20 protein-coding genes are annotated in these 20097 nt (G+C 61.6%); 10 read left to right on the forward strand and 10 right to left on the reverse strand.

The window, feature by feature from the left end; translation table 11 throughout:
• Nucleotides 1–48: 48 nt before the first annotated feature.
• The 5 genes from DBAC_RS16080 to DBAC_RS18560 are packed head-to-tail and all read left to right on the forward strand — an operon-like array spanning nt 49 to nt 5237.
• Nucleotides 49–474, forward strand: a complete 426-nt coding sequence (locus DBAC_RS16080; RefSeq protein WP_050762113.1) for a YkgJ family cysteine cluster protein — start codon at nt 49–51, stop codon at nt 472–474.
• Nucleotides 471–2807, forward strand: coding sequence for a penicillin-binding protein 1A (locus DBAC_RS16085; RefSeq protein WP_015775379.1), 2337 nt, complete (start codon nt 471–473; stop codon nt 2805–2807). The genes DBAC_RS16080 and DBAC_RS16085 overlap by 4 nt, the downstream gene beginning before the upstream one ends.
• A gap of 4 nt (nt 2808–2811) precedes the next feature.
• A complete protein-coding gene (locus tag DBAC_RS16090) occupies nt 2812–3837 on the forward strand; it encodes a nucleoside recognition protein (protein WP_015775380.1) in 1026 nt (341 codons plus the stop codon).
• A 43-nt stretch (nt 3838–3880) separates the two neighbouring features.
• Nucleotides 3881–4942 (forward strand): M24 family metallopeptidase, encoded by a 1062-nt coding sequence (locus tag DBAC_RS16095; protein ID WP_015775381.1) that lies wholly within the window; start codon nt 3881–3883, stop codon nt 4940–4942.
• Nucleotides 4929–5237, forward strand: a complete 309-nt coding sequence (locus DBAC_RS18560) for a DUF4911 domain-containing protein (protein ID WP_015775382.1) — start codon at nt 4929–4931, stop codon at nt 5235–5237. Before DBAC_RS16095 ends, DBAC_RS18560 begins: the two co-directional genes overlap by 14 nt.
• Here the strand turns inward: DBAC_RS18560 and DBAC_RS16105 are convergent.
• Together DBAC_RS16105 and DBAC_RS16110 are read right to left on the reverse strand one after the other, a co-directional pair.
• The gene (locus DBAC_RS16105; protein WP_015775383.1) at nt 5226–6044 is read right to left on the reverse strand and encodes a TatD family hydrolase; all 819 of its coding nucleotides are present in this window, start codon (nt 6042–6044) and stop codon (nt 5226–5228) included. The genes DBAC_RS18560 and DBAC_RS16105 overlap by 12 nt on opposite strands.
• Before the next feature lies 1 nt (nt 6045).
• Complete coding sequence (locus DBAC_RS16110; RefSeq protein ID WP_015775384.1) at nt 6046–6243, reverse strand: Trm112 family protein; 198 nt, start codon at nt 6241–6243, stop codon at nt 6046–6048.
• 138 nt (nt 6244–6381) lie between these two features.
• On the opposite strand from DBAC_RS16110, the gene DBAC_RS16115 reads away from it, so the two are divergent.
• From DBAC_RS16115 to folD, 3 genes are read left to right on the forward strand one after another with little or no spacing between them, the layout of a single operon-like run.
• The gene (locus DBAC_RS16115; RefSeq protein WP_015775385.1) at nt 6382–7200 is read left to right on the forward strand and encodes a type III pantothenate kinase; all 819 of its coding nucleotides are present in this window, start codon (nt 6382–6384) and stop codon (nt 7198–7200) included.
• Complete coding sequence (gene eno / locus DBAC_RS16120; RefSeq protein ID WP_015775386.1) at nt 7197–8489, forward strand: phosphopyruvate hydratase; 1293 nt, start codon at nt 7197–7199, stop codon at nt 8487–8489. The genes DBAC_RS16115 and eno overlap by 4 nt, the downstream gene beginning before the upstream one ends.
• A gap of 57 nt (nt 8490–8546) precedes the next feature.
• Nucleotides 8547–9392, forward strand: coding sequence for a bifunctional methylenetetrahydrofolate dehydrogenase/methenyltetrahydrofolate cyclohydrolase FolD (gene folD, locus DBAC_RS16125; protein ID WP_015775387.1), 846 nt, complete (start codon nt 8547–8549; stop codon nt 9390–9392).
• A gap of 63 nt (nt 9393–9455) precedes the next feature.
• On the opposite strand, the gene amrB is transcribed toward folD, so the two are convergent.
• The 3 genes from amrB to DBAC_RS16140 are packed head-to-tail and all read right to left on the reverse strand — an operon-like array spanning nt 9456 to nt 14385.
• Nucleotides 9456–10268 (reverse strand): AmmeMemoRadiSam system protein B, encoded by an 813-nt coding sequence (amrB, locus tag DBAC_RS16130; RefSeq protein WP_015775388.1) that lies wholly within the window; start codon nt 10266–10268, stop codon nt 9456–9458.
• 9 nt (nt 10269–10277) lie between these two features.
• Complete coding sequence (locus DBAC_RS16135; protein WP_043811163.1) at nt 10278–13346, reverse strand: tetratricopeptide repeat protein; 3069 nt, start codon at nt 13344–13346, stop codon at nt 10278–10280.
• Between the two features lie 31 nt (nt 13347–13377).
• Nucleotides 13378–14385 (reverse strand): sigma-54 interaction domain-containing protein, encoded by a 1008-nt coding sequence (locus tag DBAC_RS16140; RefSeq protein ID WP_015775390.1) that lies wholly within the window; start codon nt 14383–14385, stop codon nt 13378–13380.
• An 85-nt stretch (nt 14386–14470) separates the two neighbouring features.
• Between DBAC_RS16140 and sfsA the strand changes: the two genes are divergently transcribed.
• Together sfsA and hslO are read left to right on the forward strand one after the other, a co-directional pair.
• Nucleotides 14471–15193: a DNA/RNA nuclease SfsA gene (gene sfsA, locus DBAC_RS16145; RefSeq protein WP_015775391.1), complete on the forward strand. Its 723-nt coding sequence runs from the start codon at nt 14471–14473 to the stop codon at nt 15191–15193.
• Between the two features lie 6 nt (nt 15194–15199).
• Nucleotides 15200–16075 (forward strand): Hsp33 family molecular chaperone HslO, encoded by an 876-nt coding sequence (hslO, locus tag DBAC_RS16150; protein ID WP_015775392.1) that lies wholly within the window; start codon nt 15200–15202, stop codon nt 16073–16075.
• A gap of 217 nt (nt 16076–16292) precedes the next feature.
• Here hslO and DBAC_RS16155 read toward each other — a convergent pair whose 3' ends face one another.
• Genes DBAC_RS16155 through DBAC_RS16175 form a run of 5 tightly spaced genes read right to left on the reverse strand, consistent with a single transcriptional unit; the run spans nt 16293 to nt 20096 of the window.
• A complete protein-coding gene (locus DBAC_RS16155) occupies nt 16293–16664 on the reverse strand; it encodes a flagellar basal body rod C-terminal domain-containing protein (protein WP_015775393.1) in 372 nt (123 codons plus the stop codon).
• Between the two features lie 22 nt (nt 16665–16686).
• Nucleotides 16687–17511 (reverse strand): GTP cyclohydrolase FolE2, encoded by an 825-nt coding sequence (gene folE2 / locus DBAC_RS16160; protein ID WP_015775394.1) that lies wholly within the window; start codon nt 17509–17511, stop codon nt 16687–16689.
• Complete coding sequence (gene nikR, locus DBAC_RS16165; RefSeq protein WP_015775395.1) at nt 17511–17930, reverse strand: nickel-responsive transcriptional regulator NikR; 420 nt, start codon at nt 17928–17930, stop codon at nt 17511–17513. The genes folE2 and nikR overlap by 1 nt, the downstream gene beginning before the upstream one ends.
• Nucleotides 17931–17944: 14 nt before the next feature.
• Entirely contained in the window at nt 17945–18601 is a 657-nt protein-coding gene (locus DBAC_RS16170) for a class I SAM-dependent methyltransferase (protein WP_015775396.1), read from the reverse strand.
• Nucleotides 18594–20096 (reverse strand): ABC transporter ATP-binding protein, encoded by a 1503-nt coding sequence (locus tag DBAC_RS16175; RefSeq protein ID WP_015775397.1) that lies wholly within the window; start codon nt 20094–20096, stop codon nt 18594–18596. The genes DBAC_RS16170 and DBAC_RS16175 overlap by 8 nt, the downstream gene beginning before the upstream one ends.
• Between the last annotated feature and the right edge of the window lies 1 nt (nt 20097).

Below are 20097 nucleotides of genomic sequence, written 5' to 3' on the forward strand. Positions count from 1 at the left end.
GTCGTAAGCGGAGACGAGGAATTTTGTTTTCCCATCTCCATCCCTGAAATGAACGCCATTCGCAGCGCCGGTCAGGGTGGGGACGATTCCTTTGTACTGGTCGCCAACACCCCCGGTTTTGTTGAACAGCTTGGTTTTCTGATGCCGGAGCGCGACATAGAGGCCGCATTTCCCAGGCAGGGCTCTCATTGGCGACTGGCTACAACCGCCCAGGGCGAATGCACTTTTCTGGGGCGCGAGGGATGTCTTCTGGATCGGAGCGTGCGACCGATCTACTGCCGGCTTTTTCCGCTTTGGCAATTTCAGGGGCAGCTGACCTGGTTCACCGCCGCCGAATGCCTGGCCAATGAAGAATGCGGCTCTCTTGCAGCCATGATCGAGGCCATGAACACAAGCCGGACGGAGGTCAGGGGTCTTTTTAGCGAAATGTGCTCGAAGCTGGGACTTGAACCGGACGCAAAGGTGAAATCATGAAAGTTCTGAAAATATTTCTGGCGTTCATTGTGCTGGGCGTATTCCTGGCTGCGGGCGCAGGAGTAGGTCTCTACTATTGGGCGCAGGAAGATCTGCCCGGATTCACGAAGCTCAGCGATTATTCTCCGGCCCTGGCCACGACGGTCCGGGCCCGCGATGGCAGAATCCTCGGTTATTTTTATCGAGAAAAACGATTTCTTATCCCTCTGTCGATGATGAGCCCGATTACGGTCAAGGCCTTCCTGGCCGCCGAGGATTCCGGGTTCTATCAGCACGAGGGCGTGGACCTGCCCGGTATTTTTCGGGCGGCCGTCAAGAATTTCATAGCCGGAGGCATTGTCCAGGGCGGCAGCACCATTACCCAGCAGGTCATCAAGTCCATGCTGCTGACTCCCGAGCGCAGCTACGAGCGCAAGCTCAAGGAAGTCATCCTGGCCTATCGCCTGGAAAAATACTTGAGCAAGGATGAGATCCTGACAATCTATCTCAATCAGATCTACCTTGGCGCCAAGGCCTACGGGGTGGAAGCCGCCGCGAGGGAATATTTCGGCGTGAACGCTTCCCAGCTGAGCCTTGCCCAGGCTGCGTTGCTGGCCGGCCTGCCCAAGGCTCCGTCGCGGTATTCCCCCTATGGGAACCCGGAGCGGGCCAGGGAGCGGCAGCTCTATGTTCTGGCCCGGTTGAGAGATCTGGGCTGGATCGCCGGCACCGAGTACGAAGCCGCCGTGAATGAACCCCTGGTTTACGGGGCGCAGGAAGATCCGTCCTGGAAAGTGGGCCCTTACTATCTTGAAGAGGTGCGGCGGCAACTGGTCGACCGGTATGGCGAAGACATGGTCTATGGCGGAGGCCTGCAAGTGCGAACCGCCATGGACATGGACCATCAGATCATTGCCGACCAGGCCCTACGTACGGGTTTGGTTGAGACCGCCAAACGTCACGGCTGGCAAGGGCCGGTCAAGCATCTCGACGTGGGCGGGTATGAAGAGTTCCTGGATGCTCAGCAGCTCGGCGAGTCCAGTCCCGGAGATTGGATGCAGGTTCTGGTCACGGGCGTGGAAAAAGCCGGGGCTACAGTGCGCTTCGGCGACAAATCGGGCATTGTTCCCGTCGCTTCCATGAGCTGGGCCCGGGTGCCCAACCCCAAGCTGGCGCCGGAAGAGGCGGGCAAGGTGAGCGACGCCCGCAAGGTGGTCAAGCCCGGCGACGTGATCTGGGTCTCGGTGGAAGAGATGCTGGAAGACAAGCCCTGGAAGCTTCAGCTCGAGCAGGAACCCAAGGTCGAAGGCGCGCTTGTGTCCATGGATCCGCAGAGCGGGGAGGTGCTGGCGCTGTGCGGGGGCTACGATTTTTTCCGCAGCCAGTTCAACCGGGCGACCCAGGCACTGCGCCAGCCCGGATCGGCCTTCAAGCCCATCGTCTATTCCGCGGCGCTGGACAACGGGTTCACCGCCGCAAGCATCGTGCTGGATGCCCCTATCGTCTATCAGGACGGCAGCGGGGAGATGTGGAAGCCTGAAAACTTTGAAGGGATTTTCTACGGTCCGACGCTCCTGCGCACGGCCCTGGTCAAATCCCGTAACCTCGTCACCATTCGCGTGGCCCAGCAGGTGGGCATCGATACCATCGTCGAGCGAGGCAAGGCTCTGGGGCTGACCGGAGTCATGGAACCGAATCTTTCCCTGGCCCTGGGGTCCGGGCAGTTTACGCCGCTCAATTTGTGTCAGGCCTATACGGCGTTTCCCCGTGGCGGCACCAGCATCAAGCCCCGGCTGATCGAAAGCGTGGTCTCGCCCTGGGGCGAACAGCTGTTTTCGGCCACGCAGGAAGTGAGCGAGGCCATGCCCCCGGAAACCGCCTATATCATTTCGCACCTCTTGCAGCAGGTCGTGCAGCACGGGACAGGTGCCCGCGCCAAAGTTCTGGGACGGCCGGTGGCGGGCAAGACCGGCACCACCAACGACGAACAGGATGCCTGGTTCATGGGCTTCTCGCCCTATCTGCTGACCGGGGTCTGGGTGGGCTACGACCAGGTCAGACCCATGGGCAAATACGAGACCGGCGCCCGGTCCGCCCTGCCTATCTGGATCGACTACCGGAGCAAGGTCGAACCAAACTACCCCGTGCAGGACTTTCAGGCACCTCCCGGCATCGTCATGGCCCGGGTGGATGCACGCACCGGCCGTTTGGCAGGTCCGGGAGCGGTCGAAGCCTACATGCTGCCCTTCCAGAACGGCACGGAGCCGTTGCCGTCCGCGGGCCTCGATGAACTGGACGCCGATCCGGGCTCCTCCAATGCCGGCGGGGAAAGTCTGCTCAAGCAGATCTTCTAGATTGATGAACATCCTACACGAAACAAAGGACATCTTGCGGCGCTCGGGGCGCATCAGCCTCGAACTCTACAAGATCATGATCCCCATCATCATTGTGGTCAAAGTTCTGCAAGAGCTGGGACTTATCGTCTGGCTTGCCCGGCCGCTGGCTCCGGTCATGCACTTGGTGGGGCTGCCCGGGGAGATGGGCCTTGTCTGGGCCACGGCCCTGGTCAACAACATCTATGGGAGCATGATCGTTTTCGTGTCTCTGGCCGGACAGCATGATCTGAGCGTGGCGCAGGTAACGGTGCTTGGCGTCATGATCCTGGTCGCCCACGGCCTGCCCGTGGAGCTGCAGATCGTGCGCAAGTCGGGCCCGAGGATCGGCTTTCAGGCCCTGCTGCGCATCGGCGGCGCGCTGACGCTGGGCTGGCTCCTGTCGCGGATATATGCCTGGGGCGGATGGTTGCAGGATGCGAGCGTCATTATCTGGCAGCCCCGGCCCGAGAGCGAGAGTCTGCTGGCCTGGGGACTGGGGCAGGTGCAGAACCTGGCCATGATATTAGTCATCATCACCCTCTTGAGCGCGGTCATGCGCGTGTTCACGGCCATCGGCCTGACCGGATTGTGCGTGCGGCTGCTGGCCCCGGTCCTGCGCGTGCTCGGCATCGGTTCCGAGGCCGGGACCCTGACCATCGTCGGTATGATCATGGGACTGGCCTACGGCGGGGGCATGATCATGCATGAGGCCCACTCGGGCAAGGTCGGGTCCAAGGACATCTTTTCGTCCTTAAGCCTCATGGGGCTGTCCCATTCGGTTTTCGAGGACACCTTGCTCATGGTCGTCATCGGGGGGCATGTCTCCGGGCTGCTCTGGGCGCGGATCATCTTCACCCTTGTTGTCATTGCCCTTCTGGTGCGTGTGGTCGCCTGGCTGGGGGACGACTTCTTCTACCGTCGTTTTTTCAAGCCCGTCGAGGTCTATTCCAAACCCGAGCCCTGCTGTCCGGGCGCGGCCTCGCCGGAAGTCATGCCGGAGAGGAAATAAGCCCGTGGAAATTCTTTTCAAAGCACATCAAGGTGGATCGACCATGCCCCACGCCAGGCGGCTTCAATCCCTGAAAGATCTCATGCAGGCTCGGGATATCGACGCCCTGCTCGTGACCCATCCGGCCAACCGTTTTTATCTGTCCGGATTCGAGCTGCATGACGGGCAGTGCAACGAGAGCTCGGGCTGCCTGCTGATCCGCTCGAACGGGCCGGACTGGCTGCTGACCGATGCCCGCTTCACGGAGGAGGCGCGGCGGCACTGGCCAGGCGAACATGTGCATGTATACGGGGCGCCGCGCGTTGAGAAGATCGCCGCATTCGTGAGGAGCCTTGGCGTCACCGAATTGTGGGTGGAAATCCATGCCATGTGCGCCCAGATGTATCTTGAACTGGGCGGGATGCTGAACCTCTGTCAGGCCCCGCGTTTGGTGGAAGAGCTGCGCACGGTCAAGGATGAGGCGGAGCTTGCGCGACTCAAAGCTTCCTGTGAACTGAACCATCGCGTCTATGATGCCTTGCGGCCGCAGCTTGTGCCCGGAGTTACGGAGCGGGAAGTGGCCTGGATGCTGGAGCAGGAGTTTCGGAGCAGGGGAGCCGAGAGCCTCAGCTTCGCGCCCATCGTCGGATTCGGTCCCAATGGGGCCTTGCCGCACGCCACGCCCGGAGATGCCCGCCTTGCGGCGCAGACTCCGGTTTTGATCGATATGGGCGGACGGCTGGACGGGTATTGCTCGGATCAGACCAGGACATGGTGGATCGGGGACAGACCCACGGACGAGTTCAGACGCACTTTGGAGCTCGTGCAGGAGGCCCAGTCCCGGGCTATCGTCAGGGTCGCTCCGGGGGTGAGCACCGATGAACTGCACGCCACGGCCAAGGAATTTTTCGCGCGGCACGGCGTGGCCGAGCATTTTACGCACTCCCTGGGTCACGGCATCGGCCTTGAGACCCACGAGGCCCCGGGAGTCGGTCCCGTCCGTCCGACCGTGCTTGCGCCCGGCATGGTCATCACCGTGGAGCCGGGGCTGTATTACCCCGAGTGGGGCGGAGTGCGCTGGGAACACATGATCGTGGTGACCGAGGACGGTTATGAAGTGCTCTGAGTCACCGGCACACGCACCCCGCAAGTCACGGCCGCGAAAGACCAGGCGGGAATGGCCCCTTGCGCCGCCAAGGCGGTCCAGCGAAGTCCTCTATGCCGAGGTGCCCCGCAACCAGATCGCCCTTTATCGCTTCCTGCTCGAAGGCTACGACAACCTGGCGGTCATGAGCGTGGTCGACCGCTATCGGGCCGTGATCAAGCTGCGTTTCACGCCCGACGCGGAACGCACCCTGCGCGGGGTTCTCCAGGCGCAGGGCGCAAAACTCATCGAGCCGCCGGGACGCTTAGTCGGCTAGGCCGAAAAATTTCCGCGCGTTGTCCCCGCAGCGGGACCACAATTCATGCAGATTCTCGCCGCGCAGCAGGGCGATTTCGCGCGCCGTGAAACCGAGCAAGGCCGGTTCGTTGGTCTTGCCCCGATAGGGCTCCGCAGAGAGGTAGGGGCAGTCCGTTTCCAGCAGCAGCCGGTCCGCCGGAATGGTTTTGACCGCCTGGCGCAACGCTTCCGACTTGGCGTAGGTCACCGTGCCGGGCACGGAGATGTGCCAGCCGCGCTCCGTGATGAGCCTGGCCCAGTCCGGCCCCAGGCCGAAGCAGTGCCACAGCAGGGGACGACCGCCGAAGCCGGCCTGATCGAGTATGGCCAGGCAGTCGTCCTCGGCGTCGCGGCAGTGGATGACGACACGCTGGTCCAACTCCCGGGCCAGGTCGAGCTGCCTGCGGAACCAGCGCTGCTGGTCCTCTTTGGGCGAGAAATCGTAATAATAATCCAGTCCGATTTCCCCCACGGCCCGCAGCCGCGAATCCTCCAGAAAGGCCGCCCGCATGTCCTTTACGTCGGCTTCCGTCATCTTCGCGGCATCGTGCGGGTGGACGCCAAGCAGGAAAAAGACGTCTTTGTGCCGTTCAAAGAGGGCGCGCCCCGCGCGGTAAGCTTGTGGACCCAGAAAAACATTGCCCACGGTGCGCACCCCGCAGGCCAAAGCCCGCGCGAGGACCGCATCCACGTCATAGTCCCGGCCGTCAAGATGGGCATGGCTATCCGCGCCGACCGGGGATAACCCCAGCGTTTCGGGAAGCTGACGCTCCTTTTTTTTGCTCATCCTATTTCTCTCTCGCGCCCTGGTCCCATTGTCCCGCGGGAACGGCTTCGTCGATGAGCATGACCGGGATTTCCTCGCGTATGGGATAGACCAGACCGCACGCTCCGCATTTGAGTCCCTCTTCCTGAGGAAGAAGTTCCAGATCGCCCTTGCATTTTGGGCAGGCCAGAATTTGTAAGAGTTCCTTGTTTAGGGCCATGATTCCTCCACGTGATAATGGTAAGATGTTGAAGGGGGGCTTATCCTGAACAAAAACGCGTTACAAGCAGACAGATGCCACGCGGTCCTTGAGTTTTCAAACCAATGCGATACAACCGCACCCATGATGCATGGAAAAATGAAATTGTCCGAGGGGCCGGTTTTGCTCTTTGACGTGGGCAACACCAACGTGAAGCTTTGTCTGGCGGATGAAAACGGCCTTGGCCGGACCTATTCGCTGCCCTCCACCAACCGGGAGACCTCCGATTCCCTGGGACTCGGCATCGCCGGCATCTGCGCCCGCGAGGGCGTGGCCGAAGGCGAGGTGCGGGCCTGGGTGCTGTCTTCCGTGGTGCCGCCCCTGAACAACCTGCTTAAGGCCGCCTGCGCGGACTTTTTTTCCTGCCCGACCCTGTTCGTGCCCGGCGACATCGCGTTGCCGCTTGAGAACCACTATGCCAGGCCGCAGGAGGTCGGCGCGGACCGTCTGTTGGGCAGTTTTGCGGCGCGGACCCTTTTTGCCGATTCGACGCTCATTGTCGTCGATTTCGGCACGGCCACGACCTTCGACTGCGTGCAGGGCAACGCCTATCTGGGCGGGCTGATCTGTCCGGGCGTGCTCAGCTCGGTCACGGCGCTGGGCACGCAGACCGCCAAGCTGCCGCAGATCAGTCTGGAACTGGGCAGCGCAGACCTGGACATCGGCACCAGCACCCGGCAGAGTCTCAATCACGGCGTGTTGTTCGGATTCGCGGCCATGCTCGAGGGGCTGACCGCGCGGCTCAAAAAACGTCTGGCCGCTCCCGATGCCCGCGTCATCGCCACGGGCGGGTTTGCCCCGCACCTTGCGGCCATCACCTCATGCATCGACAATCTGGCCCCGGACCTGCTTATGCAGGGCCTGCTGGCCGCATATTTTCAACAACATTCACCAAGGAACATAAGGGAGCAATCATGAGCACCATCACAGGTATTTGGGCCAGGGAAATTCTGGATTCCAGGGGCAACCCCACCGTTGAGGTGGAAGTCACCCTTGAATCGGGCGCCACAGGCCGCGCCGCCGTGCCTTCAGGCGCCTCCACGGGCACGCGGGAAGCCCTCGAACTGCGCGACGGCGATGCCGACCGCTATGCAGGCAAGGGCGTGGAGCAGGCCGTGCGCAACGTCATGGAAGAGATCGCTTCCGAGATCGTCGGCCTTGAGGCTGTGCGCCAGGTGGAAGTGGACCAGGCCCTCATCGACCTGGACGGCACCGAGAACAAGTCCCGCCTGGGCGCCAACGCCATGCTCGGCGTGTCCATGGCCACGGCCAAGGCCGCGGCGGAATTTCTGGGGCTGCCCCTCTATAAATACATCGGCGGCATCAATGCCAAGGTGCTGCCTGCGCCCATGATGAACATCATCAACGGCGGGGCCCACGCGGCCAACAATCTCGACATCCAGGAATTTATGATCCTGCCGCTGGGCGCGGCCAGCTTCAAGGAAGCCCTGCGCATGGGCGCCGAAACCTTCCATACCCTGAAGAAGATCCTGCACAAGGACGGCCTGGCCACCTCCGTGGGTGACGAGGGCGGCTTCGCCCCCAATTTCGCCAGCCATGAGCAGGCCTTCACCTACATCATGAAGGCCATCGAAGAGGCCGGATACGAGCCCGGCAGCCAGATCGCCCTGGCCATCGACGCCGCGGCCTCGGAATTCTACAAGGACGGCAAGTACCATTTCGCCGGCGAGAACAAGATCCTGACCGCGCGCGAACTGACCGACTACTACGCGGACCTGGCCGGCAAGTTCCCGCTGGTGTCTATCGAGGACGGCCTGGCCGAAGCGGATTGGGACGGCTGGGAAGTGCTCTCCGACGTGCTGGGCGACCGCCTGCAGCTGGTCGGCGACGACATCTTCGTCACCAACCCGGCCCTTTTGGCCGACGGCATCATGCGCGGCGTGGGCAACGCCATTCTGATCAAGCTGAACCAGATCGGCACGCTGACCGAGACCATGGACTGCATTGAAATGGCCAAGGAGGCTTCTTTCGCCACGGTCATCTCCCATCGCTCCGGCGAGACCGAGGACAGCTTCATCGCCGACCTGTCCGTGGCCGTGAACGCCGGGCAGATCAAGACCGGCTCCCTGTGCCGCTCCGACCGCATGGCCAAGTACAACCAGCTGCTGCGCATCGAGGAAGACCTCGATTCCCAGGGCGTCTATTTTGGTCCGGCCATGGCCGCCAACTGGTTCGACGAGGAATAGCAACCGTTTTGGGCGCGCTTCGGCGCGCCCTTTTTTTTATCTTGAGCCGAGGACAACATGCATATCATCGACGGAAAAAAGACGGCCGCCGCTATCCGTCAGGAACTTAAAGATCAGGTCGCGGCGCTGACCGCCAGACACGGCCGCGCGCCCGGTCTGGCGGTGATCCTGGTCGGCGGCGATCCCGCTTCGCAGGTCTATGTCCGCAACAAGGAGCGGGCTTGCGAGGACGTGGGCATCATCTCCAAGGGCTTTCGCTTGCCCGAGGACATCCCCCAGGCCCAGCTGGAAGATACGATCATGTACCTGAACGAGGATCCCTCCATCGACGGCCTGCTGCTGCAGCTGCCCCTGCCCAAGGGTCTGGACAGCCAGCGCTGTCTTGACCTGATCAGCCCCTCCAAGGATGTGGACGGTTTTCACCCCGTGAACATGGGGCGTCTGGCCCTGGGCCTGCCCTGCCTGCGTTCCTGCACTCCGGCCGGGATCATGACGCTCATGGAACGCCACGGCATCGACGTGGCCGGAAAGAAGGCCGTGGTCATCGGGCGCAGCAACATCGTCGGCAAGCCGCTGGCGCTGATGCTTTTGCAGAAAAATGCGACTGTCACGGTCTGCCACTCCCGGACCCGCGACATCGCCGAGGAAGTGCGCAGCGCGGACATCGTGCTGGCCGCCGTGGGCATTCCCAGATTTGTGACCCGCGACATGGTCAAGCCTGGGGCCGTGGTCATCGACGTGGGCATCAACCGCACCGATCTGGGCCTGGTCGGGGACTGTGATTTCGAAGGCCTGCGGGATGTGGCGTCGGCCATGACCCCGGTCCCCGGCGGCGTGGGGCCCATGACCATTGCCCAACTTCTGGTCAACACGCTTGAGGCCTACGTGGAGCACGTGGGCTAGTGGCTTCATAAACAGCAAAGGGGCCACAAGGCCCCTTTCCCGCATTCTTTTCCGCCGCCAATCTTATTCGATGATGACCCCGGCATAACCCACCACTCTCGACATATCTCCGTTCACATCCCCGGAGGTTGCGTAGGCCACCAGTTCGGCCTTTTTCGCGCCCTGGATGTTGGCCAGGTGCATGCCGAGGGTCATGGGCAGTACGCCGCACATGGAGATGTTCTCCTCCCGCACCTTGCCGTAAAAGCCCATGGGGTCCAAGGCCAGGATGCGGTCCAGCGCATGCTGATCGATGACGCGGGTTTTTTCGTCGGACGCGAAATGGTTCATGTCCGAGCTGACCACAACGGACACCTCTCGGCCGAGGGCGCTGAGCGCCTCGGCGATCTTGGCCGCAGCTCCACCGAGCTTGTGCGGCCGGGGGTCGCCCACGGCGATGGGGATGATGCGCATTTGGGGGTTCTTGGCCCACAGAAAAGGCAGGACCACTTCCAGGGAATGTTCCTGCAGATGGGCGACGCGGTCGGCGGTCAAGGCCGGTTCGGCGGCCAGGAGGGCGGCGGCAAGTTCGGCGTCCACGTCCATGGCCGCGCCGGGCAGCAGCCATTTGCCGTCTGGCCACACGGCCAGGGGCGCGCCCATGCCGGTGTGATTGGGGCCAAGCAGCAGCACCGTATCCGTCAGCTTGGCCCGGGCCAGGGTCTGGCCTGCCACGCCTCCGGAAAAAACATGGCCGGCGTGGGGAACCATTGCCAGCTTGGTGATTGTATCATTTTCTTTTTCCCCGCGCATGCAGGCCTGCACGGTTGCCAACCACTGGTCCTGACGTGCGGCATAAAACTGGCCTGCGACAACGGGCTCGCGATCAAAACTCATGTCTGCCTCCTAGCGAAATTTTTTCACTTCCCTTTCGAGTCGTGTCCCTTCGAGTTCTGCGGCAGCCATACGACCATGCAGGGAGTTTGGGAAGACGTCCTTGAGGCGGTTCAAGTTTTCACGCCATTGTTCTGTTTCCGAGTTCTTCTTGAAAAGCATGGCCTTGCGGTAGGTGTGCGCCGGCCAGTCGGGATCACTCTCGGCAACATAGCCATCGTATTCCAGGGTCCAGGCCAGAGCGTCCTGGGCGCGACCGCCTTTTTCGGCGGCCTGGATAAGAAGCTCCAGCGTTTCTTTAAGCTTGGGTACGTCGCTTTTTTCCTTTTGCAGCAGCGTGAGAGCCTCCTGCCCAAGCAGGGTGGCCTGTTCCAGTTTTCCTGCGCCCAGCGCTTCCCGGCCCAGGAAATAATGGGCGTAGCCCCGCTGCGTATCGGTCAGTCCCATGTCCGTGGCCAGTTTGGCCCACAGCGGTCTGGCCCTCACGGACTGCTCCAGTTTTTCATGGGCCAGGGCTGTCGCGTAATCGACCTGGCGCTGTCGCTCCGGCGCCAGATTCCAGGATGCCACCTGCTTGGACAGGTCCAGAATGTCCTGCCATTGCTGAAGCTCCACCTGCATGGCCAGGGTCAATTCCAGGCCCGGTTCGGAAAATTCTCCCCGGGGGCCGGAACCAAAAACAAAAGGCCTGGCCATATCCAGAGCTTCCTGCGGGCGTCCGGTCTGCATGTAGGACGTGGCTACGATCAGCCTGATCTGCGGGTCCATGTCACGATCCTGGTACAGGTTTTCGTGTGCGTTCCAGTGCAGCACCGCTCCATTGAAATCTTCAAGCTCCAGATCATTCGTGATCCAGTCCCGCAGGGCCGTGTCCGCCACTTCCCGCGCCTTGGGCAGCAGTTCGTGCTCTGGATAGTCGTTCTGGAAACGGCGGATTTCTTCCAGGCTTGCGGCGTATTTCTTGTTCCAGAGGTGCCACATGGCCAGCTTCAGCCTTGCCACGGGGGCCAGAGAGCTGTCCGCGTGTTCCAGGATGCTGTTGTAAATCTGCTCGGGGTTCGATTCGGGGCGGCTGAATACGGGGTTCATGTCCGCGATGCTCGGCTGGTCGAGGACGCCTTCCTCGGCCAGGCGCATCTTGGCGATGAGGCCTCCCTCTTTGGCAGGATAGGCCTCGGAAGTGCGGTGGTAAATTTCGCGGGCCGCATCGGGATTATTCTCTTTGAGGAGGATGTCGCCGATGCGGGCCATGGCCACGTCCACATCCTGGGCGTCCGGGACTATGTTGGCATAGGCCCAGAAATAGTCCTTGGCCCGGGCCAGGTTGCCGCTGAGCATGGCGGCATATCCGGCGGACATCAGGAAGGACGGGTCGCTCAGGTAATAGCTTGGCCAGCGTCTTTCGATGCTGCTCACGACTCCAAGGGCTTTGTCGAAATAGCCCAGCCCGGTGAACGCCCGGAGCAGGCCGACGGTGCTCGGCTGCACGGCCAGGCTCATGGGGAAGTTCTGGATCGCGTATTGGAAGTGTTCGGCGGCCCGGCCATAGTCTTTGAGTCGCAGGTAGTGTTCGCCCCAGTAGTAGTCGATCATGGCCACCCGGCGGTCGTCCGGGTATTTTCTGCGCAAGAGGTCGAAATAGCCCTTCGCCTCGGGCACGTTGCCCACGAAGAGGTGCAGGTATCCCATGCGGGAGAGGGCCTCGGGCACATTGCGTGAATCCAGGTTCGAGTTTTTGGCTGCTTCGTAGGCCTCCAGGATCGACGCGAAATTGCCTTCAAGGTCTAAAAGACCTTCTTTCATGGTGATGTCGGCCAGGGTATACAGCAATTCTTCATACAGCGGTTCGGGAAGCTTGGGATGCTCGATCATCTGGGTCACGGCCGCGCGGGCGGTCTTCAGATCTTCGACGATCAAAGCGCTTTGGGCGGTCTTGTACAATTCTTCCAGTTCGGCCGTGCTGTTGTCTTGAGCGCCGGCTTCAGATGCGTTCATGGTCTGGTTTGCCGGGGTATCCCCGGGCATCTGCGGCTCGGACGGTATGGATCCAGAAAGGGTGGGCTCTGGTGGCGCGAAGGGTTGGGCGGTGCTGACAGTCTCGTTGCCGTCCGTCTCCGTGGCCGGGGCGGCGACCGCAGACGGCGGCGTTGCCTCGGTCTGGTTCGTGTCCGGCAGCTCGCCAGTCTGATTGGCCGGGGTCGTGACGGGTTCATTGATTTCTGTCTGCGCCGGGAGCCGGGTATCATTCTGTTCTGCTTTCGTGACTACGGGGGCCAAGGCTGCGGGCAGGATTTGTTCTGGAGCGGCGGCGTCTGCTCGCGTCCCAGCGAGGGGCGTCTCCCGGCTTTGTGCGGGAGGCGTCGCGTCGCGGTCGATGGGGAGGCGCAGCGCGGATTGCGTGGAGTCCTCATTCTGATCAGGACGTATTATCTTGCTGCGCACGGCAGAAAGACCCGAAAGTGACGAGTCTTGCACCGGGAGATCGGGTTGATCGCTGCCGGTGGCATTGCTTGGCGCCGATGCCGCAGACGGATCCGGCATGGCCGGAAAGGTCGCATTCTGAGCGAACTCGCTCTGGGCGGCCTGCTCAGGAGGCGGCGAAGCTTCGGGCGTGGCGTTGACATCGGCGGCGGTTTCATTGCCGCGCGACGTGGGCGTGGCTATGGTCGGGACCGGGTTTTCAGGTTCATACGGAGCGGGTGGGTACAGCTCGACACTCAGCGCGTTGCTTTTGGAATCGGTGGAAGAGGATAGAATAAAGTCGGCTGAGCGCGTTTGAATGAAAATGCCGTCCGGAGTGATCAGGATCTCTTTGAACAGCTCGGACGAAGAAAGGTCCGGAATTGTTGGCTTGCGTTCATTTTGCCAGAAACTCCAGGGAACGGGAATCTGGATCTGCGTCAGGCCGCGCTGTCTGGGTTCTGCTACGGGCAGGGCTGATTTGAACTTGAAGACAATCGCCTCACCCTGGGCCAGCTTGTTCCACGTCAGAATCGCGCCATGGGCTGCGTGCAGTGGTATCAGGCCCAAAATGGCCGGAACAAGAAGCCAGATCAGGCTGGCAAGGGGGCGTGTGCGCACGGGCTGCTGTAAGCAAGAATTGGGCACATTTTTATAACATGTTCTTTTTTTTGAGTTTCTCTATGAGGGTGGTCCGCTTGATGCCCAAAACTTCGGCGGCCTTGTTCTTGACCCCGTCCACTTCCCCCAGGGCTTCGCTCAAAAGCCGCTCCTCGACCTGATCCAGGAATTCTTTGAGGCCAAGCTGCTGGTCCCGCAAGTCCTGGAGTTCCGGCCAGCGAAAGCCTGCGTCCACTGCGGGCACGGGCCTTTTGGGCACCTCGATTCCGGTTTCGCGCAGGATCTTATCGGGCAGGTCGAAGATGCCGATGCGATCGGCATCGCAAAGGATGGACATGCGTTCCATGAAGTTTTCCAGTTCGCGCACGTTGCCGGGCCAGGAATAGCGGGCCAGGATGTCTCGTGCGTCATCGGCCATCTCAAGAACGCATTGTCGGCGGTTTGCGCAGAAATGCTTCAGGAAATGACGCGCCAGGACCAGCACGTCCTCGCCGCGGTCGCGCAGTGGGGGCAGGGCGATGGGGATGACGTTCAGACGGTAAAAGAGGTCTTCGCGGAAGGAGCCCTTGCGGACTTCCTCTTCCAGGTCGCGGTTGGTCGCCGCGACCACGCGCACGTCGGTCTTGATGGTCTTGCCGCCTCCGACTCGCTCAAACTCCCGCTCCTGCAGCACGCGCAGGATTTTGACCTGCAGTGACAGGTCCATCTCCCCTATTTCATCCAGGAACACCGTGCCGCCATGGGCCATCTCGAAGCGGCCTATCTTGGTCCGGATGGCATGCGTGAAAGCGCCTTTTTCGTGCCCGAAGAGCTCGGATTCAAGCAGTTCGCGGGGGATGGCCCCGCAATTGATGGGCACGAAAGGCTTGTCCACCCGCGTGCTGTTGCGATGCAGGGCGCGGACCAGGAGTTCCTTGCCGGTACCGGATTCCCCCGTGACCAGGACGGTGCTGTCCGAAGGGGCCACTTTGGCGAGGATCCGAAATACCTCTTGCAAGGCGGAACTCTTTCCAATTATTCCACACGTATCAAATGTCATGGACTCTCCTGGAACGGGGACGGGTTTCAACGCTGTTCCGATACTGCCTAACTGTCAAGATTATGACGGAAAAGCAACTCTAAAAATGCATCATCTCTTGAAATTTCCACCCCGAAGCCGTAACGCCACCTTTATTGCCCGCGAAAAACGTTTTCTGGTCCATGTGCTTCTGGATGGCCAACGGGTCACGGTCCACACCAACAACTCCGGTTCCATGCTGGGCCTGCTGCGCCCCGGCATGGAGGTCTTCATCTCTCCGGCCGGTTCCCCGAAGCGAAAGCTGCCCTATACCCTGGAGCTGGTCCGCCCTTGTGGCGATTGGATCGGGGTCAATACGTCAACTCCCAACCGTCTGCTCAAAAAAGCCTGGGAGGCGTCGGCCATCCCGGAACTTAACGGGTATTCGGAGTTCCTGCCCGAGGCGGTGCACGGGGATTCGCGGCTTGACGCCCGACTGTCCGGGCCCGCCGGAGAGTTCTGGATCGAGGCCAAGAACGTGACCATGGTCGAGGACGGCGTGGCCTGTTTTCCGGACGCGGTCACGACGCGCGGGCAAAAACATCTGCTCGAACTCATGAATCTCGCGCAGCGTGGCGTGCGCGTCGGGGTCTTTTTGGCGGTGCAACGCCCTGATGGCGGGTGCTTCGGCCCGGCGGACTTCATAGATCCGCGCTTTGCCGAGCTGTTCTGGATGGCCGCGGACAGGGGCGTTGAGTTCCTGCCTCATGTCGTGCACGTCAGTCCCGAGGGTATTGCCCTTGGCCCCCGGCTGCCGCTTGTTTTTCGAAATTCAACCCAATCTGGATAATCACGTATGAACGATCAGCTTGTCCGCATCATCTCCGATGAAGCCAACGTGCGCGCCATGGCCTGCCTGACCACCTCCACGGTGCGCGAGGCCTGTGCCCGGCACGCCACCCTGCCCACCGCTTCCGTGGCCCTGGGCCGGGCCATGACGGGTGCTGTGCTTCTGGGCGCGCTGCTCAAGGGGCGGCAGCGCGTGTCCCTCAAATTCGAGGGGAACGGTCCGCTCGGCAAGATCGTGGTCGAGGCCGACCCCATGTGCCTCGTGCATGGCTACGTGGGCAATCCGGAGGTGGACCTGCCGCTTAAAGATGGCCGCTTCGACATCCCCGGCGCTCTGGGGCGGGCCGGCCTTTTGACCGTGACCAAGGACTTGCAGCTCAAGGCCCCCTACCAGGGCGTGGTCAATCTCGTGTCCAGCGAGATCGCCGAGGATATCGCCTATTACCTGACGGATTCCGAACAGACACCCTCGGCCATGGGCCTGACCACCATTCCGGATGAGCGGGGCGGCATCGCCGTGGCCGGAGGATTTCTGATCCAGTCCCTGCCCCCGGCCAACGAGGAGGCCCTCGATAATCTGATGCGGCGGATACAGTCTTTGCCGCCCCTGGCCAAGATGTTCCTGGACGGGGCCACTCCCAAAGAGATCCTGGACCGGATTTTCGGGGACATCCCCTTTGAGATTCTCGGACACCAGGACGTGGCCTTCCACTGCGGCTGCTCCCGCGATCGCATCGAGCAGGCGCTCATCACCCTCGGCGTGGAAGAAATCAAAAGCCTCGCCGAGCAGAACGAGGACACCGTCATCACCTGCGAATTCTGCCGGGAACCGTACGCCTTCAGTCCGGACGACCTGCGGCGACTGGCCGAGGAGCGGCATTAAGGGGGAGGAAATGCCTCCGGCGGGCAGGGGGCTCGCCCCCTGCACCCCGTTTAGGGGTGCAGGCCTGTCGAAGGAGATCGCACGGCAAGAACAAACTTGAATCTCCCCCTCCTTGGCAGGAGGGGAGTTGGAACGGGCGATGCCGGTCGATGGGCGTGAAAAAAGGCCGCCTCCCTTGCGGAAAGCGGCCTTGTAGCCTTTCATCTTCAAAAAAAAATCAGACCATCATGTTGATGATTACCCCGGTCATGTCCAGGCTGGTGTGCAGGGCGGCGGCGTTGGCGGCGAAGGCGTGCTCGCTTTCGATCATCTGCACCATTTCCGTAGCCAGGTCGGTGTTCGAGCCTTCGACCAGCATTTCTTCGTAGCGCAGTCCCTCGTCGGTTTCGACGTACTCACCGCTTGGCACCAGTGGCCCGGAGGCGGTGTTTTCGTAGACATCCTGCACCTGCACGCCCTGACCATTCAGGCCGGTCTCAAATTCCACCCGGCTGGAATGAAAGCCGTTCGTGTTCATATTGGCCACGTTGTTGGCCGCGACCTGTTGGGAAAAACTGATACCCTGCATGGCCTGAACATTTTCCATCATGGAGCACCTCCGCTCAATCTTTTTATCTACCGCAGGCAGGACTTCCGTCAAGGGCTGTGTGGGCGGTGTCCGCGCCTTCGTCCATCTGATCGATGCAGGCATAGGCGCTGTGGTTGTGAATGGATTCAAACGATTCCACCTCGACCCTAAAACCATTCACCTTGGGATGCGCGGCCAGGCGCGACGCCGCGCCCCGTACCACATCCTCCACAAAGGTCGGGGCGGCAAAGGCCGCTTCGGTCACATACTTCTCATCCTCTCTTTTCAAGAGCGCATAAACCGGGGAAGAACCGGATTCCTGCGCGATGGCGATGAGGTCTTCCAGCCAAAGCATGCCCAGGCACTGCGCCTCGATGCGGACCATGGCCCGCTGGCTGTGGGCGCCTTCCCGGGAAATCGCCTTGGAGCAGGGACACACGGTCATAACCGGCACTTCCACGCCCAGTATCAGGCTGACCTCGCCATTGCGCAGCACCCCGCGCAGAAAACAGGAATAGTCCATGAGCGCCGCGCTGCCAGTGACCGGGGCGCGTTGTTCCAGAAAATAGGTGAAAAAAAAGCACAGGTGGGAGCTTTCGGCCTGCAGACGGTCGCGCAGATCCAGCAGCAGGTTTTTGCAGCTGTCCGCGTCCAGGGTCGTGTCCATGTCGCGCAGGGCTTCAAGGAATCTGCTCATGTGCGTGCCCTTGAACCGGGCCGGCAGATCCACGCTCAAATCCACCCGCGCCACGGTATGCAGCCGTCCCTTGGCCCGGTCGCGCACCGTCAGGGGAATGGACAGGTTCTTGACCCCTACGCGGTCGATGCGAAGGGCCACATCCGCCGGGCCGCTCTGAACGTCGCGCATCAGGTCAGATCCTGCCCGGTGGTGGCTAGGTTCAGCTTGCCGTGCTTCACGCCCTTGGTGGAGATGAGCCGTTCGGCGGTGGCCTTTATGTCCTGTCCCGGACCGCGCAGAATGAGCACCTCCATGCAGTTGTGGTGGTCAAGATGGATGTGCAGGGACGTGACAATGACATCAAGGGATGAGTGCTGGATTTCGGTCATCTTTTGCGCCAGGTCCGAGTGATGGTGGTCATAGACCAGGGTCAGGGTGCCGACCATCTCCTTGTTCAGGTCTTCCCATTCCTTCTGCACCAGAGTGCCTCGGATAAGGTCGCGGATGGCTTCAGAGCGAGTCTGATAGCAGCGTTCCTCACACAGTGCGTCGAATTTTTCCAGCAGATCGGAGTCCAGGGACACCCCAAAACGAATAGTCTGACCCATTTTTTCTCCTTACATCATTGCGGGCGGAAGAGTTCCCACACGTTGACCGTCATGCGGGCCTGCTCAAAGGGGACCACTTCCTGACCCTGATTCCTGACCCGCCAGCCGCGGCGGGAAAACCTGGACCATACCGTGCTCGACACGGTCCGCTCGGGATCGCCGAACCAGACCCTGCCGCCCGGAGCCAGGCTGCGCAGCAAAAGATTTTCCAGAGGTTCGAAAAATCGCTGTTCGTAGAAAATGTCTCCGCCCCAGATGCGCTCGAAAGAGGCCGGCGCAAAACCCGGATTGTTCCAGTCCATGCGCACCCAAAGTGGCGAAGGGACGGAGTTGATGCGGGTGTTCCGGGCCGCAAAGTACAAGGCGCCGTGCTCGTAGTCCATCCCGACGACCTGCGCGCCAAGGTTTGCTGCCACCAGGGCCGACAACCCCAGCCCGCAGCCCAGATCCAGGCATCGGCGTCCGGCCAGGTCCTGCCGGGCCAGCCAGCCGCAAAGGGCCAGGGTCGCGGGCCAGAGCTCCACCCAGTAGGGGATGTGCTCTTCGGCTTCCGGGTCGTTCTCGTCCATGGACTGCCAGAGGGACTCCAGATCCGCCGGGCGCTCCAGGGTCCAGGACCGCCCGGCGGCGTTCACCGTGAGCTGCCCATGGTTTTCATGGAGTTCAGTCATTTTCGTCGGGCTTCATCCCTGCCATCATCTGTCCGATGCGGTCGACGCGTTGCCGGTCGTCCGCAGGGAACGTGTCCACGATGGCTCCCCCGTACATGACCGCGACGCGATCGGCCAGAGCCAGAGCCTCGGACAGGTCGCCGGTGACGAGCAGTATCCCGGCCTCCTCGCGGGCCGCGAGCAGGGTGGCCCAGACTTCCTCGATGGCCGAGACGTCAAGGCCCTGGGTGGGCTGCTCGGCCACGATGAGGCGCGGTCTGCGATGGAATTCCCGGGCCAGGACCATCTTCTGCAGGTTGCCGCCGGAAAGCTGCCTGGCCTGACAGTTCACGTCCGGCGGCGAGACCTTGAACTGCCGAACCAGATCCTGGGCCACGGATTTGGCCTTGTCGCGCTGCAGCCAGACGGAAGAGCTGTATCCTTGGCGCGTGGTCAGCAGAAAATTGTCGACCAGATCCATGCCCCGGCAGACCGCCAGGCCCATGCGGTCTTCGGGGATGTAGCTGAGGCCCCCCTGCCAGGAGGGTTCGGAAAAAAAGGTCTGCCAGCTCTTGCCGAGCACGTTGACCTCGCCTTTGCGTGGTTCCTTGAGGCCGCACACGACTTCGACCAGATCCTTCTGGCCGTTGCCGGCCACGCCGACCACGGCCAGGATTTCTCCCTGCCGAAGGCTCAAGGAGACATCCCGTAACGTTTCGTTGCTGACATTCTCCATGCGCAGCACATTCTGCCGCAGTTCCATGGGTTCGCGATGCACTTCCAGCAGCACTTCCCGGCCAACCATGCGCCTGGCCAGATCGGACTGGGAATGCACCTCGCTCGCCGGAAGCTCATCCACCACTTCGCCCCGGCGGAGGATGGCGATCTCGTCGGCCAATGCCATGACCTCGCCCAGCTTGTGGGAGATGTAGACGATGGCCTTGCCCTGGGCGGCCATGCTGCGCAGGGCCATGAAGAGCTGCTGCGCCTCCTGGGGAGTGAGCACGGCCGTGGGTTCGTCGAAGATGAGAATGCGGCTTTTACGCTGCAGGAGCTTCAAGATTTCAACGCGCTGCTTTTCGCCCATGGACAGGTCCGCCACACGGGCGGCCGGGTCGATATCCAGGCCGAAACTCTGTGCCAGTGCCCGGACCTGTTCACGCATGGCCGTAGGAGAAAGGAAAAATCCCGGCTCCTGGCCCAGGAAAACGTTTTCGGCCACGGTCATGGCCTCCACCAGCATGAAGTGCTGGTAGACCATGCCGATTCCGGCCTTGATGGCGTCCTTGGTCGATCGCAGCAGGCTCTCCTGGCCGTCGATGAGGATCTGGCCGCTGTCGGGCAGGTAATGTCCGGCCAGAATGGACATGAGCGTGCTCTTGCCTGCCCCGTTTTCGCCAAGCAGGGCTTTTATCCGGCCCGCGTGGATGTCCAGGCTGATGTCGTTGTTGGCCCGCACCGCGCCGAAGACCTTGGTGATGCCGCGCAGACTGACCACGGCCGTGGAAGCTGGCATT

The sequence above is a fragment of the Desulfomicrobium baculatum DSM 4028 genome (assembly GCF_000023225.1).
In the GTDB taxonomy this organism is placed as follows: Bacteria; Desulfobacterota; Desulfovibrionia; order Desulfovibrionales; family Desulfomicrobiaceae; genus Desulfomicrobium; species Desulfomicrobium baculatum.

Excerpts from the sequence above, each read along its gene's own strand:
- nikR (WP_015775395.1), bottom strand. The coding sequence starts at position 17,930 with ATGGGTCAGACTATTCGTTTTGGGGTGTCCCTGGACTCCGATCTGCTG.
- DBAC_RS16090 (WP_015775380.1), top strand. The coding sequence starts at position 2,812 with ATGAACATCCTACACGAAACAAAGGACATCTTGCGGCGCTCGGGGCGC.
- DBAC_RS16115 (WP_015775385.1), top strand. The coding sequence starts at position 6,382 with ATGAAATTGTCCGAGGGGCCGGTTTTGCTCTTTGACGTGGGCAACACC.
- DBAC_RS18560 (WP_015775382.1), top strand. The coding sequence starts at position 4,929 with ATGAAGTGCTCTGAGTCACCGGCACACGCACCCCGCAAGTCACGGCCG.
- DBAC_RS16080 (WP_050762113.1), top strand. The coding sequence starts at position 49 with ATGAACGCCATTCGCAGCGCCGGTCAGGGTGGGGACGATTCCTTTGTA.
- DBAC_RS16095 (WP_015775381.1), top strand. The coding sequence starts at position 3,881 with ATGCCCCACGCCAGGCGGCTTCAATCCCTGAAAGATCTCATGCAGGCT.
- hslO (WP_015775392.1), top strand. The coding sequence starts at position 15,200 with ATGAACGATCAGCTTGTCCGCATCATCTCCGATGAAGCCAACGTGCGC.
- eno (WP_015775386.1), top strand. The coding sequence starts at position 7,197 with ATGAGCACCATCACAGGTATTTGGGCCAGGGAAATTCTGGATTCCAGG.
- DBAC_RS16170 (WP_015775396.1), bottom strand. The coding sequence starts at position 18,601 with ATGACTGAACTCCATGAAAACCATGGGCAGCTCACGGTGAACGCCGCC.
- folD (WP_015775387.1), top strand. The coding sequence starts at position 8,547 with ATGCATATCATCGACGGAAAAAAGACGGCCGCCGCTATCCGTCAGGAA.
- folE2 (WP_015775394.1), bottom strand. The coding sequence starts at position 17,511 with ATGCGCGACGTTCAGAGCGGCCCGGCGGATGTGGCCCTTCGCATCGAC.
- DBAC_RS16110 (WP_015775384.1), bottom strand. The coding sequence starts at position 6,243 with ATGGCCCTAAACAAGGAACTCTTACAAATTCTGGCCTGCCCAAAATGC.
- DBAC_RS16105 (WP_015775383.1), bottom strand. The coding sequence starts at position 6,044 with ATGAGCAAAAAAAAGGAGCGTCAGCTTCCCGAAACGCTGGGGTTATCC.
- sfsA (WP_015775391.1), top strand. The coding sequence starts at position 14,471 with ATGCATCATCTCTTGAAATTTCCACCCCGAAGCCGTAACGCCACCTTT.
- amrB (WP_015775388.1), bottom strand. The coding sequence starts at position 10,268 with ATGAGTTTTGATCGCGAGCCCGTTGTCGCAGGCCAGTTTTATGCCGCA.
- DBAC_RS16140 (WP_015775390.1), bottom strand. The coding sequence starts at position 14,385 with ATGACATTTGATACGTGTGGAATAATTGGAAAGAGTTCCGCCTTGCAA.
- DBAC_RS16155 (WP_015775393.1), bottom strand. The coding sequence starts at position 16,664 with ATGATGGAAAATGTTCAGGCCATGCAGGGTATCAGTTTTTCCCAACAG.
- DBAC_RS16085 (WP_015775379.1), top strand. The coding sequence starts at position 471 with ATGAAAGTTCTGAAAATATTTCTGGCGTTCATTGTGCTGGGCGTATTC.
- DBAC_RS16175 (WP_015775397.1), bottom strand. The coding sequence starts at position 20,096 with ATGCCAGCTTCCACGGCCGTGGTCAGTCTGCGCGGCATCACCAAGGTC.